This is a genomic window from Aurantiacibacter atlanticus, assembly GCF_001077815.2.
Lineage (GTDB): Bacteria > Pseudomonadota > Alphaproteobacteria > Sphingomonadales > Sphingomonadaceae > Alteraurantiacibacter > Alteraurantiacibacter atlanticus.
Genome location: NZ_CP011310.1, coordinates 362910 through 381630 on the forward strand (window position 1 = coordinate 362910; position 18721 = coordinate 381630).

At 57.2% G+C, this 18721-nt stretch carries 17 protein-coding genes; 13 read left to right on the top strand and 4 right to left on the bottom strand.

From position 1 onward, the window contains the following. Positions 1 to 70: 70 nt before the first annotated feature. Together CP97_RS01750 and CP97_RS01755 are read right to left on the bottom strand one after the other, a co-directional pair. Positions 71 to 2698, bottom strand: a complete 2628-nt coding sequence (locus CP97_RS01750) for a TonB-dependent receptor (protein WP_048884530.1) — start codon at positions 2696 to 2698, stop codon at positions 71 to 73. 373 nt (positions 2699 to 3071) lie between these two features. Further along, complete coding sequence (locus CP97_RS01755; RefSeq protein ID WP_048884531.1) at positions 3072 to 4754, bottom strand: BCCT family transporter; 1683 nt, start codon at positions 4752 to 4754, stop codon at positions 3072 to 3074. A 261-nt stretch (positions 4755 to 5015) separates the two neighbouring features. Here CP97_RS01755 and CP97_RS01760 point away from each other — a divergent pair, with 261 nt between their 5' ends. Then, positions 5016 to 5885: an SDR family oxidoreductase gene (locus tag CP97_RS01760; protein WP_048884532.1), complete on the top strand. Its 870-nt coding sequence runs from the start codon at positions 5016 to 5018 to the stop codon at positions 5883 to 5885. 126 nt (positions 5886 to 6011) lie between these two features. On the opposite strand, the gene CP97_RS01765 is transcribed toward CP97_RS01760, so the two are convergent. Beyond that, complete coding sequence (locus tag CP97_RS01765; RefSeq protein WP_048884533.1) at positions 6012 to 6917, bottom strand: OmpA family protein; 906 nt, start codon at positions 6915 to 6917, stop codon at positions 6012 to 6014. Between the two features lie 497 nt (positions 6918 to 7414). Here CP97_RS01765 and CP97_RS01770 point away from each other — a divergent pair, with 497 nt between their 5' ends. The 12 genes from CP97_RS01770 to CP97_RS01825 all read left to right on the top strand — a co-directional run bounded on the left by CP97_RS01770 (position 7415) and on the right by CP97_RS01825 (position 18239). Beyond that, positions 7415 to 7789, top strand: a complete 375-nt coding sequence (locus CP97_RS01770) for a hypothetical protein (protein ID WP_048884534.1) — start codon at positions 7415 to 7417, stop codon at positions 7787 to 7789. Positions 7790 to 7848: 59 nt separating this feature from the next. Then, a complete protein-coding gene (locus CP97_RS01775; protein ID WP_048884535.1) occupies positions 7849 to 8367 on the top strand; it encodes an MmcB family DNA repair protein in 519 nt (172 codons plus the stop codon). A gap of 57 nt (positions 8368 to 8424) precedes the next feature. Next, the gene (locus CP97_RS01780; protein WP_048884536.1) at positions 8425 to 9150 is read left to right on the top strand and encodes a sterol desaturase family protein; all 726 of its coding nucleotides are present in this window, start codon (positions 8425 to 8427) and stop codon (positions 9148 to 9150) included. A gap of 77 nt (positions 9151 to 9227) precedes the next feature. Next, complete coding sequence (locus CP97_RS01785) at positions 9228 to 9593, top strand: DUF2141 domain-containing protein (protein ID WP_227819640.1); 366 nt, start codon at positions 9228 to 9230, stop codon at positions 9591 to 9593. Between the two features lie 121 nt (positions 9594 to 9714). Then, on the top strand, positions 9715 to 11148 hold the full coding sequence (locus CP97_RS01790) for a PAS domain-containing protein (protein ID WP_227819641.1): 1434 nt from the start codon (positions 9715 to 9717) through the stop codon (positions 11146 to 11148). A 51-nt stretch (positions 11149 to 11199) separates the two neighbouring features. Beyond that, a complete protein-coding gene (locus tag CP97_RS01795) occupies positions 11200 to 12354 on the top strand; it encodes a phosphatase domain-containing protein (RefSeq protein ID WP_227819642.1) in 1155 nt (384 codons plus the stop codon). A gap of 54 nt (positions 12355 to 12408) precedes the next feature. Then, entirely contained in the window at positions 12409 to 13782 is a 1374-nt protein-coding gene (locus CP97_RS01800; RefSeq protein ID WP_082863681.1) for a M48 family metalloprotease, read from the top strand. A 9-nt stretch (positions 13783 to 13791) separates the two neighbouring features. Then, a complete protein-coding gene (locus CP97_RS01805; protein WP_048884539.1) occupies positions 13792 to 14484 on the top strand; it encodes a DsbA family protein in 693 nt (230 codons plus the stop codon). Between the two features lie 75 nt (positions 14485 to 14559). Beyond that, positions 14560 to 15756, top strand: coding sequence for a sensor histidine kinase (locus tag CP97_RS01810; protein WP_048886621.1), 1197 nt, complete (start codon positions 14560 to 14562; stop codon positions 15754 to 15756). Next, complete coding sequence (locus tag CP97_RS01815) at positions 15753 to 16547, top strand: LytR/AlgR family response regulator transcription factor (protein WP_048884540.1); 795 nt, start codon at positions 15753 to 15755, stop codon at positions 16545 to 16547. Before CP97_RS01810 ends, CP97_RS01815 begins: the two co-directional genes overlap by 4 nt. 74 nt (positions 16548 to 16621) lie before the next feature. After that, the gene (nadC, locus tag CP97_RS01820) at positions 16622 to 17485 is read left to right on the top strand and encodes a carboxylating nicotinate-nucleotide diphosphorylase (protein ID WP_048884541.1); all 864 of its coding nucleotides are present in this window, start codon (positions 16622 to 16624) and stop codon (positions 17483 to 17485) included. A gap of 40 nt (positions 17486 to 17525) precedes the next feature. Beyond that, the gene (locus CP97_RS01825) at positions 17526 to 18239 is read left to right on the top strand and encodes a ribonuclease T2 family protein (protein WP_048886622.1); all 714 of its coding nucleotides are present in this window, start codon (positions 17526 to 17528) and stop codon (positions 18237 to 18239) included. Between the two features lie 12 nt (positions 18240 to 18251). Here CP97_RS01825 and CP97_RS01830 read toward each other — a convergent pair whose 3' ends face one another. Next, complete coding sequence (locus tag CP97_RS01830) at positions 18252 to 18707, bottom strand: nucleoside deaminase (protein ID WP_048884542.1); 456 nt, start codon at positions 18705 to 18707, stop codon at positions 18252 to 18254. Between the last annotated feature and the right edge of the window lie 14 nt (positions 18708 to 18721).

Below are 18721 nucleotides of genomic sequence, written 5' to 3' on the forward strand. Positions count from 1 at the left end.
CTTGCCAGAAACGCAAAGCGGCAGGCAAGCCATCAGGGCTGCCCGCCGCCTGCGGTTCGATCAAATAAGATCAGTAGTCGAAGGACACTCGTAATCCGGCAGTCAGGGGCCGGTTGGTGCTGATCCGGGCACGATCATTGACGAAATTGCCCGAAATCTGGGCGCGCTCGTCTGAGAGGTTTTCGCCGAATACCTCGAAAGTCCATTGATCGCTGGTCACGCCGGCCGACAGGTCGAACACGGTGTAACTTTCAAGCTTCAGCTTGTTTATCTCGATAATATCGGTGAACTTTGATGCCGAATGCGTGACCTGCGGCTGTATGAATGCGCCGAGATTGCCATTCAGGTCAAACTCGTAGCGTACCCGGAAATTTCCCTGGAACGATGGGGCAAAGGCAAGATCCGATCCGAGTATGACGTCGTCAGTCGGGGTCAGAACTTCGGTAATCTCTGTGTCGAGGATCGAGAAAGCACCTGCCACCGTCAGCCCCGGAAGGGAATAGGGCGCATAGGTGAAGTCAGCTTCGAGACCGTAAATCTCCGCATCCGCTGCATTGTCCGAGAAGAACAGATTGGTGATGCTCGGATCGAAGATTGTCGTCTGCAAATTGCTGACATCGACATAAAAGACACTGCCGTTCAGGCGGAACTGGCCATCGGCAAGATCCGTTTTCCAGCCGATTTCGTAATTCTTTACCTCATCGGTTTCGAGCGCGAATGGCACCATGAAACCGTTCGGTCCAGCTGCACCGCCAGGACGGTTGAGCAGGCCAGGGCGGAAGCCTTCGGAATATGTCGCGTAAAACAGCAAATCCTGATTGGGCGTGAGTGTAACCGTACCCTTGAAGATTACGCCGCTCGTTTCAGCAGTGTCGGGCGCACCTACTGTGTTGTCTGGTGCGAATTGGGCCGAGATATTGGTGCCCGACCGCTGCTGATCAATACGTTGAGCAAGTGGAACACCCGTGTTTGCGCCGAAAACGGGGGAGGCCAGGTTGAAGAAGGAGCTATTCGCACTGCCTTCGAGATCGACTTCAATGTCGTAATATCGAAGCCCGGCGGTTACGGTCAGCAAGTCGGGGACCACATCAAATGATGCCTCGCCGAACAAGCCGATCTGTTCATCGGTACGGCGGATATCATTACGGAAGATCGTGGCTGCCGAGAACGGGCCTGCTTCGCTGAAATAGCCAGCCGACGCACTATTGATAGCGCCGGGAGGTGCGTTGATATCAGTAAGCGGGTAATTTGGCAGGAAACCGCGCGTTACCCCGTCCGAACCGCGCACCTGCGTATTTGAAAAATAATTGAAATTGTTCAACTCTTTCAACTCAAGATCACTGTAGAAACCACCCGCGGTAAAGCGGACTCTCCAGTCAGAAGGCGTGCTGACCCTGAATTCCTGAGTAAACACCGTGGTGTCGGTCGTGGAGGCGACCGCAAGGTTCGGAGCATAACAGGTAGGATCCGCCGGCGCGTTCGTCACATAGCCGGGATAGACCACCGCAGTATCGCATATATAATAGGGCAGATACTGACCGACGAAGAGATAGTCGGTGTAATCGATATTCTGCTCTGTATTGCGGTCGGTATAAGCACCGGAATAGACAAGGTCCAACGCGCCAAGCCGGCCTTCTACGGTCCAGCTGGTATTGGAAAAATCGTCTTCGATCCGGTCTTCCTCATAACGCTGGATCTCGAGATCATCGAGGCCATCGAGAGTCGGGTCTGCGAAGAACACACCGTCTGATTCCACACTCTGACGGGTATGGGCGACGGATACACGCCAATCCGGGGTGAGCTCATAAAGCGCTGTGACGCGAAAGCCCGAATATTGGGTGTCGTTGAAATCGTCTTCCACTAGGCCTGTATTATCTGCGGCGATAAAGGTCGTGCCCGGTGCAGGACCGCCAGCCTGGAAGCCTGCACGATTGGTGGAAACCGGCACGCCGTTCTGGCGGACGGTTCCGGCGGAACGGAAGCGACCGCTTTCCTCTGCAGTAAGCTGCCCAGGAACATTGTCGATATAGCCACCCTGATCGTCGAGGAAAAAGACCCCGCGCAGCGCAAAATTGTCCGCCACCGGAACATTGAGCATCACCTCGGCCTTGTAGCTGGATTCGCCGCCCTTGGTGAAGGAGACGCCAGCCGAGGCTGCAGCATCGAAACCGGAGAGGTCGGGCTTGGCCGTGATGAGCCTGACGACGCCCGCCTGCGAGCTGGCCCCAAACAGCGTGCCTTGCGGGCCGGACAATACCTCTATCCGTTCAAGGTCGGCAGCATAAACATCGAGATTACGCCCCGGCTGCGCCAAAGGCTGTTCGTCGAGATACAGCGCGACGTTCGGCGCCAGGCCAGCAACACCTGCAGTAGTCAGATTAGGCGTGGTCGAAGCGAGACCGCGAATGTAGATCGTGCTCTGCCCGGGGCCACTGCCGCCTGCGGTAACGGTTGGCAGTTGATCAAGATAATCCTCGAACGTGTCGATATTGAGCTCGCTAAGACCTTTCGCACCAATCGCCGAAACGGAGATCGGAACGTCCTGGAGATCCTCACTGCGCCTCTGTGCAGTGACCACGATGGTCGAGACGCCGCCAGCGCGCTCTTGCGCGCCCTCTGGCGCATCCTGCGCGATGGCGGGTGTAGCGACAGCAATGGCCAGCGCGCTGGTAGCCGCGCCGCTCGTAAATTTCCTCATTGTGGAGAAGCCCTCTGTTTCTCGATTGCGATTTTATGCGAGCAGAGAATTCTTCACCCGCATCGCTAGATATTTCCAGCCAGATCCATGACGGACCCAGATGATCATTCCACTAACAGGCCAAAATAGGTGCCACCACAGCCGGCGGGTGGAATGACCATATTGAAAAGGGGCCTGTTGCATGATTGCAACGATATATCAGGGAGCAAACTAACACTTGCCTTCTAACAAGTAATATCAATTAATTGATGCAAATAAATCTTCTATACTATTTTCAAATTGATCTACACTTGTTCCCGTTCATAAAAATTTTAAGTTGCAATCAGTCAGCATTGCGCGCGTCGATTTTCTTGGGAAATCTATTGAAAGACCGTTACTTGCGCGCCGCATGCTCGGCGCATGCCACTGCAGTCGTGGGCACGCCCTGGTGTATTCGCAGCAGGTCGAACCCGACCGCCTTCAGGATGGAGATTGCCATAAGAGCCAGGACAAAGCTGAAGGGAAGCGCGCCGATAATCATGGTAATGCGGATGGCATCTATGCCGCCCAGGATCAGCATGCTGCCAACCACAAACGCCAATGCCCCGCCCCAGAACAGAATATGACGCCGGCGCTGGCCATCGGTTTCACCGGCGCCATTGATGGTATTGACGATCAGGATAGCGCTGTCCGTCGAAGTGACGAGATAAGTCATCAACAAAATCACCACGAGACCCGATACAAGCTGGGCCATTGCCGGATCGAGCAACACTGCAAGCGTGGCGTAAAGCTGGTCGGAAATCCCCGCATTCACAATGGCCCCATCCGCAATGCCGCTCAATTCAAGATCGATCGCGGTGCCGCCGACAAGGGTCATCCACACAAAGCACATCAGCGAAGGAACGAGCAGGACGCCAAATACATATTCCCGGATCGTTCGACCGCGCGAAATCCGCGCAATGAACATCCCGACGAAGGGCGCGAAGGCGATCCACCAAGCCCAGTAAAACACCGACCAGTCGAGTTGCCATTGGACCAGCGCATCACCCACTTCGCTTCCGCTATCAAACAGCGTCAGCGAATTGGAAATTAACGTGCGCACATAGTCCCAAAGCCCGACAACAAGTGTCTTCGCGCCAAACAAGCCGGACCCGACGACAAGGAAAAGCGCCAGCAAGCCAAATGACAACCCCATATTGAGGTTGGACAACCATTTGATACCCTTGCCGACCCCCGACAATGCACTGAGCGTCGAGGCACCGATAAGGATGAGCAACGATAGCGCTACAGCGGCAGCGGAAGAAGATCCATCAGCATCCTGCAGCCAATCGCCAAAGCCCAATCGCGCAAGTCCTGCGACAAATTGCTCAACCCCAAGGCCCATTGTGACAGCAACACCCAGAATGGTTGCAACAACCGCAACGATATCGACCACATGCCCCCCGATGCCCGACAGCCTTAGTCCGAACAGAGGAGCGAGCGCCGAGCGGATCGTCAATGGCAGGTCACGACGATACGACACATAGCCGATTGCCAGTCCGACCAGCGCATAGGTGCCCCATGCGGCAAAGCCCCAATGAAGAAACGTATAGATGAAGGCTGGGCGCACCGCTTCCGGGGAATGCGCTTCCATAGTCCCGCGAATGATATCCGGATTGTTAGAGAAATGCGCCAGCGGCTCGCCGGTCGAATATGTCAGCATGCCGATGCCGATGCCGGCTCCAAAAAGCATGGCGAACCACGAAAAGCGGGAGAATTCCGGCTTGTCGCCCGGTGCAGCTATTCGCAAGCGTCCCGATTGCGGCACAATCGCCAGCACGAAGCAGATCGCCATGAGAAAAGCGACGAGATAGACATACCATCCAGAAAAGCTCGAAATGATATTCGAGTTGGCAGCGATCAGGGTTTCACTGGCATTCACGGGGAAGAAAATCGCCCACATGATCAACAGGGAAACGATAACCTTGGCCGGGATCGTCACCTCGCGACTGAACCCATCATAATACCCTCGGTCAGCAGTCTTGATCGGCAGTTCGACAAGAGGTGGTGAAAGCGTCGCGTTGCTATCGGAGTTCATTAATCACTGGCTCGCAGATCTCTGCGTCTGGCAGGAACGCCGGACATTCAATAAAATTTCGATGATTAGCCGATCATAGGGCTATGCGAGCAAATTGCAAAAGCCGGGCCCTGTCATGCCACTCGCGGAAACCAGAAGAGCACCGCATACAAATTCGGGAATTCAACGGCTTACCGCATAGAGAGCACGATCCATTCCCACAATACATGCGCCGTCGAAACCAACTTGCCGCTTCGCTTCTTTCAGACGTGAGGAGACGATATGACCGATAGCGAAACATTCCAGCCAGAAATCAATGAAGAACCGCGCATGCCTGGTGCAGAGGCGGGTATGGATGATAAACCAGATTGGGAGCCACGCTTTCGCGGGTCAGACAGGCTGGCGGGCAAGACTGCCATTGTTACAGGGGGCGATAGCGGCATCGGTCGCGCAGTGGCGGCTCTATTTTCAAGAGAGGGCGCGGATGTTGCGATTGTCTATCTTGCGGATGAAGAAACCAAGGATGCCGAAAAGACCAAGTCGATTGTCGAAAATGAAGGGCGCAGAGCGATTTGCCTGCAGGGCGATCTGGGAAGCCAGGATTTTGCAAAAGAGGTTTTCACGCGCACTGTCGATGAGCTTGGCCAGCTCGATATACTCGTCAACATTGCCGGTGAGCAGCATCCGGATGATAGCATAGAAGACATTACCGAAGAACAATTACGCCGGACTTTCCAGACCAATATCTTCTCCATGTTCTATCTGGTTCAGGCCGCTCGGCCACATTTGCGGGAAGGAAGCGCCATCATCAATTGCACCAGCGTAACGATGTACAAGGGTGCGGACAATCTGCTCGATTATTCGGCGACCAAGGGCGCAATCACGGCCTTTACACGCTCTCTTTCAGAAAATCTGGTCGACAAGGGCATTCGCGTAAATGCGGTAGCTCCCGGCCCTATCTGGACGCCGCTAAATCCATACGGAGGGCAGCCGCCCGAGGACATGGATGAATTCGGCAAAAATACGCCGATGGGACGCCCGGGCCAGCCCAATGAGGTGGCCCCTGCCTTCCTGTTCCTCGCCTGCGAGGATTCCAGCTATATGTCGGGTCAGGTTCTTCATCCGAACGGTGGGATCATCGTTAACGGATAGGGATCAGGTGCTGGTGTCATCCGCCCGTCCGCCTTTGAATATATTGCCAATGTCCAAAGCAGGATTGCGGCTCGAAACCCAGACACATTGAAAAAAGGGGTGGGCGCCGTGCCCACCCCTTGATCCTTACATCCCGTCCAGCGCCTTGCTGACGAGGATATTTACCGAAACACGGCGGTTCTGCCTGCGGCCTTCGGCGGTGGTGTTGTCAGCCAGCGGATCGGCTTCAGCCATGCCGGTGGGGGTGAGCATCCGATATGGTGCCCAGCTGCATTCCTGCTGCAGGAAGTTGACGACGCGGCCTGCGCGCCTTTCGCTCAGCGTCTGATTGAATTCCTGGCTGCCGACAGAATCGGTATAGCCAACAACCAGCAACAGAGCGTTGTCCATTGCTTCTGCTTCGGCAGCGACGTTGCACAGTTCAGCCTTGGAGCTGGGCGTAAGCCTCCATTTACCAGTGTCATAATAGACATTTGTTGTGCCCATGATGTTGTACTGGTCGATATTGGCAACACGGCCACGCAGCGCCTCGGTGGCGGCGGCATTGCTCTCGATCGCTTCACTATGTTCACCAAACTGCTGGGACGTCGCGCCGTGAATCATCGATGCCGTTTCAAGATCGTTATTCTGGAATTGCACACGGCTTGCCACAAGATTGCCGCCCCATTGGACGGTTTCCACTTTCACCGGCAGCCCATTGAGCAGCGAGTCAATGCCAAGTGAGTTACGGTTCATACCGAACAGGCCGCTTTTGGACCTGACTTCGGTACCTGTAGAAATGCGCACCACGGTGTTGGTACCGTCTTCTGCGGTGATCTGCATGGCATCGCCCCTGCGTGCCGAAATCATGCCTTCGAATTCGGGCCCTTGGGTCAGGCCGGAAAGATCGGCCGGGGGGGAGCCATAGACATCAATCTGATCTTCGCCCTGTGAAACCTGCTGGGGCGGTAGCTGCTGGGCAGAAATGCTGGCCGGTGCGGCGAGCAATGCCAGAATGGAAAAAGCCATGGGCCCCTTGGAAATAATATTCATCACAATACTCCTCTTTACTATTCAAGCCGGTCTTGCGTGTTCGCGGCTATTCGTCCGACCGCCACCATCCTTGGCGTGTCCGGTTGTCAGAATTCCATCCATTCCTGAATAAGGTAAGCGGCGCACAAGTGAATCTCGAACGCATCGGATGGTCTGCCTGTCAGCCCAACCTTTCTGCCAGATGAACGTAATTGCAAACATGGTTAATTGTAAGGGTGTTTCGGGCAATCTGTGCGGCGAACCGTTGCTGAAGCGCTTTTTTGATCGCCAATCCGGCACTGTCCTTGCCCTATTGGCCAGCTGATAACGGTGCCGCGAAATAGGGAATTCGGGATTTCTGGAAACTTTACCTCTTGAGCATGAGGTCGCCCCATAATGGGGAAATGCAGCCGGCAGATGTGAAATACATTGCTGCAATTGCACGCAGGGCAGGTTTTCTGTCAGTTGAATATTCCTGCTAACGGCTTGGCAATAATGCTGCGGTAAACGCTCATGACATGAACGCTATCAGACCCGGATTTGACCTGTCTTGCAGCCAGACCGTTCCCTTCGAAACTGGCGGTGGCGAGAGCGAGGCAGACGCATGCGTCAAGCGATGGGCAACACTTGGCGAAGCAGGCAAGGTTGTCGCAATGCTTGCCGGCATAGATGATGACGCGGCTGGCACTTTCGATTCGGATATGTTCTGGCGCGCCACGCCTTGCCGCCGCGAACTCGCTGACAAGGCCGGGGCTGATCTTGCGGCAATCATGGAACCGGGCATCGCGGCACTGCTGGCGATACACACAAGCGGGCGCGATTGCCGCCCAGCCGCCCTTGCTCTGTGGCACGAATTCGATTCTGCCCGTAGCGCCCTGTTGACGATGCCATAATCCAGCCGTTTCCTGCGTTCGCGCTTGACCCTGTTCCCATTTCGTTCCAGTTTCAGCGCATGCCCGATTCGCTCACCATCCCGCCCGGAAGCCCAGATTCCGATGATTCTCTTGCATTGCGGTCGCGTGCCGTGTGTCGCGGGATATGTCGTCTTTTCGCGCGCAATGGCATATGGATGATCGGAGAGATGCCGCTGCGCAATGGACGGCGCGCCGATCTCATGGGGATCGATGCCAAGGGCAAGATCGTGATTGTCGAGGTCAAGACCGCGCGATCCGATCTGCTTGGGGATGGCAAATGGCCGGATTATCTCGATTTTTGTGACCGGTTCTATTGGGGTCTGCCCCCTGAACTTGATCGCAAGATCCTTGAAAGCGCGGATTATCGCCCCGATTGCTGCGGCGTAATTGTGGCCGATGAATATGATGCGGAAATCGTGCGCCCTGCCCCCAGCCACCCGCTTGTTGCGGCACGTCGCCGCGTGGAGGTTGAGCGGCTGGCCCGCACTGCGCTTCGCCGCCAGCTCGTTTCGCTCGATCCGCAATGCAGCAATTGGGGCGGTGATCTCGCCGGATAAGGGCCTCACAGCCGGGGCTGTGCAGCCTTGCAGCCTGCGCCTATAGACTATCGGGCCATGCTGTTTGCCATCATCCTTGCCGCCGCCGCGATGACCGGCATCGTCGCGCTGCGTTATGTGCTGACAAGCGGTGGATTCGCACTCGCCACAGCCAGGGTCCGGCCCGGATTATACGATGGGCTCAACCCCCAGATAATCACTGAAATCAAATGGTCGCTGCTGTCGGCAGCAATCTATGGCGTGCCCGCGGGCGTCGTAGCTTGGGGCTGGCAGGAACGAGGGTGGACACTGATCTACACTGATCTTTCCGCCTATCCGATATGGTATCTGCCGCTTTCGCTCCTCCTCTATCTTTTTGCGCATGACACATGGTTTTACTGGACCCATCGCTGGATGCACCGCCCCAAATGGTTTCGCATTGCCCATGCAGTGCATCACGCCAGCCGCCCACCCACCGCATGGGCCGCGATGAGCTTTCACCCGATCGAGGCGGTGACAGGCGCAATCGTCATCCCATTGCTGGTTTTTCTGATCCCCATCCATGTTGGCATCCTGGGGCTGGTCCTGGCCATCATGACCATCATGGGTGTCACCAATCACATGGGCTGGGAAATGTTTCCCCGCTGGATTGTTCATTCGCGCTTAGGGAACTGGCTGATAACGGCTAGCCATCATCAGCGGCACCATGACGAATATCGGTGCAATTACGGACTCTATTTCAGATTGTGGGATCGACTGTGCAACACCGACAAGGGATTGGGCCAGCCCGCTTCGCGGCCCTGATAACGGCATTCGCTACGGCGATTATCGCTGCTCCGACGATTGCCGAACCGCTTGGCGCGGAGGTAACAGGAACGCAGGTGACGATCACAATCACCAACATGCGCAATACCGACGGGATGTTGCGCGCCTGCATGACCCGTGACGAGGATCGTTTCCCACGTTGCCAGGATGCGACACAGGGCTATCGCACCGTGGTGCCGGCTGGCGAGGCGACGGTGCTGCATTTCGAAAATGTTGCGCCCGGCACATATGCCATTGCGCTTCTGCATGATGAAAACGGCAATGGCCGCGCCGACCGTGCGTTGGGCATGATGCCGCGCGAAGGTTTTGGATTTTCGCGCGATGCGCCCGTGCGTATGGGCCCGCCTGATTTTGAAGAGGCCGCCATATCCATAGGTTCTTCACCATTTCAGCAAACTATACGTATGCGCTACATGCTTTAGAATTACGGGTAGCTGCCCTGAAAACGCTTCAAAAAAAGCCACTAAAACCCGGCGCAACTTCATCAAAAATTTACCACGTCGCGCCAAAAGGGTCCTGCAACCCAGGGAAAGGCTTTTGGGCATGGACAGTTTGCGTGACAATTTCGCTGCACTCGATGTGGAGAATCTGGATGGATTCACCTCTCCGGGCATCGATATGCAGGATGAAGAGGACGCGATCGATGAATCGCCGCCGCCTGCAATAGGCACGGACGAGCGCCGCCTGCAGGTTCGCGCCTATAATTTCTGGGCAAGCCTCCTGGAAGATCGCAACTTCCCCTCGATCAAGGAGCTTGATCCCACTCTCTTGCCCGATTTCGGCCCCAACAGCGTATTGCTGGATTTCACGAAGGGCATCGAAGACCCGTCCATCGCTTATATTGGTGAATTGCTGGCAGAAGAATGTGCCGATGAAAACGGCACGCCCGAACGGCTTTCGCAGGTCACGCCGCGCTCTTTGCTCAGCCGGATTACCGATCATTACATGCAGATCTTGGCCAATCAGTCGCCAATCGGTTTTGAAGCGGAATATGTGAACAACGCAAGCGCAACGATCCTGTATCGCGGAATTCTGCTGCCTTTCTCCAGCGATGACCAGACGATTGATTACATTTACGGCGTCATCAACTGGAAAGAGATGGCCGACGCACACTCTGCTGATGAACTTCTGCTCGAAATCGATCAGGCGCTGGAAGCCGGCTCTGATCGTCCGGCGCCACAACCCGATCTCACCGATTGGGCGGATGGGCCGGCCAATGCCCTTCCCGATGACAATGCGCATGAAAGCGAGGCAGTGCGGCCTTCATTCGATCTGTCAGGCCTGTCAGCCTATACCGGCGACACGCTTGAGCTGGATAACGAATTGGCACAGGGCGCAGATTACGACACGCTGGTGCCGCAACCTATGCCCCAATCGCTAGCCGATTGGCTGGCTGCCGCGCGCGAAATGGCGCAGCAGGCAAGAAGCGGCGAAGAGCGGACACGCACCGCATTGTATGAAGCAGTCGGCCGCGCATGGGATTTTGCCATCGCCGCCACGCATGAACCGGAAGATTTATCCGAATTGCTGCAGGATGCGGGCATTGCCATGCAGGAACGCGCCCCGATGACCCCTGTGGTCAAGCTGGTCTTCGGCGTGGATTACGACAAGACCCGTCTGACCGAATATGCCGCAGTGCTCGCTTTCGCGCAGCGCAATGATATCGCGCAAGGAACGCTCGGCACCTATCTGCAGAATGCGGATGGCGGTTTGAAAGGTGTAGTATCCGAAGAACGCGCTTTCCGCCGCACGCTGGATGGCAAGGCCCCACGGGCGGTGCGTAAAGGGCCGCGCAAGGCCATCGCCAAGAAGCTGCGCGCTATCGCACCCCGTGATTTTGCAGCCCTTCCCCAGACCGGCGAGGAATTTGCTCTGGTAATGATTCGCCGCGATGAAAATGGCGATGTGGTGGTATTGGGCGAAGTGCCCGAAAATGCCGCGCTCATCGAAAAGGCTGCCCGCCAGCTTATCGGTTAGGCGATCATTCTACTCTCTCGTTTGCGACAGGTATGGGCTTGGCTCGACTGATTGGCTAGCACCTTCCGCATGGTATTTTCGCGCACGGTTGCCACTCGTCTTCAACCCTATTTCGGACACCGCAGCCGGACACGTCTCGTATTGTCGGCTCGTGCATTGCGTTGCAGGCCAGCCGCCTTCGGTAAAGGTTCGCGCTGGCAGGCCATGCGCACGATGGTGATGCAATTCGCCAGCCGCGAAGTGGCAGGTGTAAGAGTCCGCCTGCTGATCGAGAGAGAAGATGGTTTCGCGCTGGAGCGCATGACTGTCAGCGATCGAGAGGGGTTTGTCCATTTTGACGAGCCGCTTGCTCCAGAGTGGGATCTGCCTGCCTATCCGCAATGGGAGATCGCCACGCTTTCATGGACCAATAGTGAAGGCCCCCAGACGATGAATGCGCATGTGTTGGTGCCGGGCAGGGAAAGCGATCTGGCGGTGATTTCCGATATTGACGATACTATCATCGAAAGTGGCATCACCGGAGGATTGCGCAATATCGCACGCAATTGGCAGCGCATTTTCGCGCAATTGCCGCATCAGCGCATTGCTGTGTCCGGCGCGGACATTTTTTACGGAGAGCTTGGTGGCGGGATTGTGTCCGAAGGCGAATCGCGCGCCAAAAGGCGCATGGCGGCCACACACCGGCCGTTCTTCTATATTTCTTCCAGCCCGTGGAACCTGTTTTCCTATATTGTCGCATTCCAGCGCACAAAGGGCCTGCCGCTTGGCCCGCTCAAACTGCGCGATTGGGGGCTGAACCGCCAGACTTTCGGTTCTGGCAGCCACGGGGCGCACAAGACTGCCGCGATTAACGCCATATTGGAAATGTATCCCACCATGCGCTTCGCCCTGATCGGCGATGATACGCAGGGGGACCTGCCCGCCTTTGCCAATGCGGTGACGCGCTTTCCGGGCCGGGTAGCCGCGATTTTCCTGCGCAGGGCAGCGGAAGAGAATCTTTCGACCGAGGAAGTCCTGGCACAGGAATCGATTGCCAAGGCGGGCATTCCCCTGTGGCTAGGCGAGAGTTTTGCCGAAGGGATCGATTTCCTGCGCCAATCCGGCTTTTCTCCCGGTGACGAGACCGAACAGATTGTGCGGGTGGTCGAAAAAGTCGAAACATCGAAAGAAATGGCCGAGGAAAAGCTAAACGCAGACGCGGGTTGAAAGGCATTCTTCATTTCCCGTTCAGCGCCGGGCGCGCTAGGCTGCGGGTGAACCATGCGCATGATTGCTTCCCTGCTCGCTCGCCTGCTCGCCCTTTGCGCAGCCATGGCTATGATTGCTCAACCCGTCGCGGCGCAGGGAATCAGCGTCTTGCGCGATGCTGAGACAGAGGCGCTGCTGCAGGACATGGTCGATCCGCTGGCGGAAGCTGCAGGTCTTGGTGAAGGCGCGGTAGAAATCGTGCTGGTCAATGACAGTTCCATCAATGCCTTTGTGGCGGGTGGCCAGCGTATTTTCGTACATTCTGGGTTGCTGAATGCGGCCGAGGATGCAGGAGAGGTCCAGGGCGTTCTGGCGCATGAAATGGGCCATATTACCGGCGGCCATGTTAACCGATATTCCGAAGGTGCGGGCAATGCGACGCGCATTACCCTGCTTTCGACATTGCTGGCAGCGGCGGCGGCCTTTGCCGGTGGCGGCGAAGCAGCGATGGGCGTGCTTGCGGCAGGTCAGCAGGCTGCGATGGGCAGCTTTCTTGCCTTCAGCCGCACGCAGGAAGCCAGCGCCGACGCAGCCGGAGCGGAATATCTGAGCGGCGCAGGTATCAGCGGGCGCGGCAGCCTGAAGTTTTTCGAACGCCTGCAGAATTACGAATTCCGTCGCGGCATCAGCCAGGATAACGAGCGGGAATACGGTCGCACCCATCCACTATCAGGCAATCGGATCGCTCGCTTGCGCGAGGATTATGTTGTTGATCCGGCATGGGATACGCCGACCGCATCCGATCTCCAGCAGCGCTTCACACGCGTCAAGGCGAAGCTTTACGGCTTTCTCGCCCCGCCTGAGCGCGTCTTGCAGGCCTTTCCGACCCATCTTACCAATGTTCCGGCGCGCTATGCCCGCGCCTATGCCTATCACAAAAGCGCGCATGTCGACGAAGCGCTGGCCGAGATTGACGGATTGCTCGCGACAGAACCGGACAATCCCTATTTCCTCGAACTCAAAGGTCAGATCCTGCTCGAATCAGGTCATGTGGCAGAAGCCCTGCCATCGTTACGCCGTGCGACCAGCCTGACCAATTCCAGCCCTTTGATCGCCAGCTTGCTGGGCCATGCGCTGATCGCAACTGAAGACCCATCATATCTGGACGAAGCCGAGCGAGTGCTGCGCGCTTCGCTTGGTCGGGATCGTGAAAATCCCTTTGCCTGGTATCAACTGGGCGTGGTTTACGGGCAGCGCGGTGATACCATCCGCGCCCGGCTCGCCAGTGCGGAACAGCAGATTCTCTCCGGAAATCCGCAAGGCGCGCTGATGAACGCCAGCGTGGCGGAACAGGGTCTCGACGCGGGCACGCCCGACTGGCTTCGCGCACAGGACGTGCAATTGCAGGCGCGCGCGCAGCTTGAACGTATGGCGCAACGCAACTAGGCCAGAAGTATGCGTTGGATCATAACAATACTAATCGCACTCAGCGCAGGCTTTGCCGGTGCTGCTGCTTGGGATTTTGCCAACCTTGGGCCGGATCACACGCGCAATTATCTGATGGCCAATCCCGAAGTGCTTCCCGAAGCCATTGCCGAATTACAGCGGCGTGAGATGGTGGAACGCATCGGTCCGCTACGGCCGGAGCTGGAGTCGCCTTTCCCCGGGGCAGTATTGGGCAATCCGGAAGGGAGCATCACCCTTGTCGAATTTAGCGATTACGCATGCGGGTTCTGCCGTCAGAGCCTGGCGGACGTTAGAGCGCTGGTGGCTGCCAACCCCGATCTCAAGGTCGTGATCCGTGAATACCCCATATTGTCAGGCGATAGCGCCGCTGCTGCGCGCATGGCGCTGGCAGCTGCGGAACAGGGCAAATATGAGGCCTTTCACAATGCCATGTTTGCGCAAGACGGGCCGAGCCCCGAATCCATAGAAGCAGCTGCAACGCAGGCAGGCGTGGATCTTGCGCAGGCCACAGCCGCGATCGACGCGGGCCGTTATGAAAGCCAGTTGGAGAACAATGTCTTCCTTGGCCAGTCTCTGCAACTTTCAGGTACGCCGGCATGGATTGTAGGCGACAGGGTGCTGAACGGCGCAGTCGGCGCGCAGGAAATTGGCGTCGCCATCGCCGAGGCGCGCGATTCCTAGGGCAGGCCGCTGATTTGGGGAGAGCTGGCAATGCAATTCCGTCTGACGCGCGCGCCAACTTCGGCTAAGGGCAGCATGGCCATGTTGCCATTCCAGCCCACCCCGTTTTTCAAGGACAAGAATCGCGCTTTCTGGTGGCTGCAAGTGCTTGGCTGGCTTGGCGCATTCACCCTGCGTGGTGTTTCGGGCATTGTTGCAGGGCAGGATTTTCCGTTCTTTGTCATCATTTTCATCGAATCCTTCACAGGCTTCTCGATCACGCTGATTCTGTCAGTTGCATTCAAGCGCATACTGTCGCTGGCATCGCCGCTCAGCTGGGCGAGTTCTGCCCTGCTGCTCGCCATAGCGGTGGCGTTCTTTGCTTCGGTGCAGACATGGGTCATTCAGATCGCGCGGCCAGACAGCGGCGGGTTTTCCCAGCTGCTGATCGGCTATTTCATCTTCCCAATGACGCTGCTCGGCGCGTGGTCGGCATTGTATTTCGCCATTAATTTCTTCCTGCAGGTGGAGGAACAAACCGACCAGCTGGAACGGCTGGAAGCGCAGGCGACAAGCGCTCAGCTTGCGATGCTGCGTTACCAGCTTAACCCGCATTTCCTGTTCAACACGCTGAATTCGATCAGCACGCTGGTGCTGCTGAAACAAACAACCCCCGCAAATGCGATGCTGACCAAGCTTTCTAGCTTCCTGCGCCACACGCTGATCGCCCAGCCGGGCGGCAAGGTCACCGTGGCACAGGAGGTGGAAACGCTGAAACTCTATCTCGAAATAGAACGGATGCGGTTTGAAGAACGACTCCGCACCGAATTCAGGGTGGATGATGATGCGGCGCGCGGCTGCATCCCGTCCTTCCTGCTGCAACCGCTGATCGAAAATGCGATCAAATACGGTGTATCTGCTCAGGAAGAAGGCGCGCGCATCAGCCTTGCAGCCAAGGTCATCGGTTCGCGTCTGCGCCTGACGGTGTATGACACGGGTCCGGGATTGCAGGGCAATCAAAACGCGGCCGAGGCGGTAAAACGCGGCCATTCCTCTACTGGTGTGGGCCTTGCCAATATCATGGAGCGCCTGTCGCAGGCCTATGGCGAAGACCACCGATTCGACATTGAAACCCCGCCCGATGGCGGTTTCACAGTCATCATCGAATTACCTTACGAAATCGAAGAACAGGATGAACCTGTTCCCTCCCATCAGAAATTTCCCCGCCCGTCGAATAAAGAGGGTACAAGGGAAACGACTTTCGGAAACCCCCAGACCGGAGCCCCCGCATGACTATACGCGCCATACTCGTCGATGACGAAAAGCTCGCCATCCAGGGCCTGCAACTACGTTTGCAGCCTTATGAAGACATCGAAATCGTGGAGACCTGCGCCAATGGGCGTGAGGCGATTCGCGCGATCAAGACACTCAAACCCGACCTTGTCTTCCTCGACATCCAGATGCCCGGCTTTGACGGTTTCTCCGTGGTGAAAGGGGTCATGGACCTTGAGCCGCCGCTATTCGTCTTCGTGACCGCATATCAGGAACACGCCATCCGCGCGTTTGAGGCCAATGCCGTCAATTACCTGATGAAGCCTGTCGATGAAGATCGTTTGGCAGATACGATTGAAAGGGTCCGCCAGCGTCTCGCCGAAAAGCGCTCTGCCGAAGAGGCCGAGAAGCTGAAGGACGTGCTGGCAGAAGTCAGCCCGCAAAGCCTTGATGACATTTCCGGCGAAGGGGATAGCGCCGGCCGGTATGAAAAAATGATTAACGTCAAGGACCGCGGGCAGATCTTCCGCGTGGATGTCGATTCGATCGAACATATCGAGGCTGCAGGTGATTACATGTGCATCTACACCGGTGACAATTCGCTGATCCTGCGCGAAACGATGAAGGATCTGGAACGACGGCTTGACCCGAAGAATTTCCAGCGCGTCCACCGCTCCACCATCGTCAATCTCGATCGGGTGCGGCAGGTAAAGCCTCATACCAATGGCGAGTGCTTCCTGGTGCTGGACAGCGGCGCCGAGGTGAAGGTGAGCCGGTCCTATCGCGATGTGGTAGCGCGCTTCGTGCATTAATCCGTGTTTCGATGCTGTTATACGGGTACGGTTGCGCCCTTGCGGTCTGTGCATGGGCATTGCAGGGATAGATCATGACCGATTTCCCCCTGACTGGCTTTGACCTCGCCCATTTTGTTCGCGGAACTCTGGCGGAGGACCTTGGTGAGGGTCTTGCTGATGGTGGACGCGATGTCACCGCCGAAAGTGTGATCCCAAGCGATGCACGTTTTTCCGGCGTGATGGACAGTCGCGATCCGATCACCGTAGCCGGTCTGCCGATTGCTGCGGCTTTTTTCCGCCATCTCGATCCTGACATGGCCATCACGATTTTGGTGGAGGAAGGCGCGCAGGTTTCTGCCGGCACTGATTTGATGCACCTGTCAGGCAATGCCCGCGCGATGCTGACGGCAGAGCGCAGCGCGCTCAATACGGTGCAGCATCTTTCGGGCATTGCTACGATGGTGCACGAATATGTGCGCACGATGGACAATCCCGATTGCACGCTGCTCGATACACGCAAGACCATTCCCGGGCTGCGCCATCTTGAGAAATATGCCGTGCGGCAAGGCGGCGCGGACAATCACCGCATGGGCTTGTGGGATGCAGCCATGATCAAGGACAATCACATTCTGGTGGCCGGAAATGTCGGCGAAGCGGTGCGCCGTGCACGCGATGCAGGCGTCGAGCAGATCATTTGTGAAGTTGACCGCATTGACCAGATCGAACCAGCGTTGGCTGCGGGAGCGACCCGTCTCCTGCTCGACAATATGTCGCCCGAAATCCTGCGCGAGGCGGTCGCGCTGGTGGCGGGTCGCGTGAAGACAGAGGCGTCAGGTGGCATCACCCTTCATACGATCAAGGCCAAGGCCGCAACGGGTGTCGATTTCGTCTCCGTTGGTCGCCTGACGCAAAGCGCGCCTGCTGCCGATATCGGTCTCGACTTCACCCCACTTTGAAATGTCGCCAGGCCAGCGCGATGAAAAGGGGCATGGGCGCATGAGGTGGTTTACGCTTGTGTCTGGACTTATCCTCACGCTGTTGCTGCCCGCCACGGCGCTGGCGCAAGCATATCAGTGCCGCACGCCGCAGGGGCGCATCAGTCTGCCAGCAATTGAGCGCGATGGGCCCGTGCGCCAGACGCGCATCACCGGATACACACTATCACTCAGCTGGAGTCCTGAATTCTGCCGCTTCCGCGATGATGAACCGCGCCACGCACGCCAGTGCTCGGGCCGTGCCGGACGTTTTGCCTTCATCGTTCACGGATTGTGGCCGGAGGGTCCGCGCAATAGCTACCCGCAATGGTGTCCCACCCGTGATCAGCCGACGCAGCTCGAGATGCGCGGCGCCATGTGCATGTCGCCCGATACGCGGCTGGTCGCGCGCCAATGGGCCAAGCATGGCAGCTGCATGGTCAATGATGCTGGCGCCTATTTGCGCATTACACAAGTGCTGTGGAACAGCCTGCGCTGGCCCGATTTCGATCGCCTCTCCCGCCGTCGCGGCCTGACCGCTGGCAATGTGCGTGACACCTTTGCCGAAGCAAACCCCTATTGGGATGCAGAAGATGTCGGGCTGGTAGTGAACGAGCGTGGCTGGCTACGCGAAATGCGCCTGTGTTATGGTGCGGACTTCATGCCGGCAGCATGCGACAGGCGACGCTTTGGGCCGAGTAATGGAACCGAAATGCGGATCTGGCGGGGGATGTGATGATCTTCTTCTTCACCGCCTCTCACTGAAAAACCCGCGCAATAGTTTGCCCGCTTCTCCCTCGCCAATACCTGAATATACCTCTGGCCGATGGAGACATTGCGCCTGCTCAAACACGCAAGCGCCATGTTCGACCGCGCCACCCTTGGGGTCGCCTGCGCCATAATAAAGTCGTGCGATTCGGGCGTGGGCAATCGCGCCAGCGCACATGCCGCAGGGCTCCAGCGTCACATAGAGATCGCAGCCGGTCAGCCGGTCATCACCCAGAGCAGTGGCCGCGCGGCGAATCGCCACAATTTCGGCATGGGCGGTCGGATCGTGGTCAGTGCGCGTGAGATTATAGCCTTCGCCTAATACAATGCCGTCCTTGACCACCACCGCGCCCACTGGCACTTCGCCCGCAACGACGGCCTCTTGCGCCAGTGCGAGGGCGCGGCGCATCGGATCGGGAAGGGGCCATTTTGCCATAGCCACGCGCTACC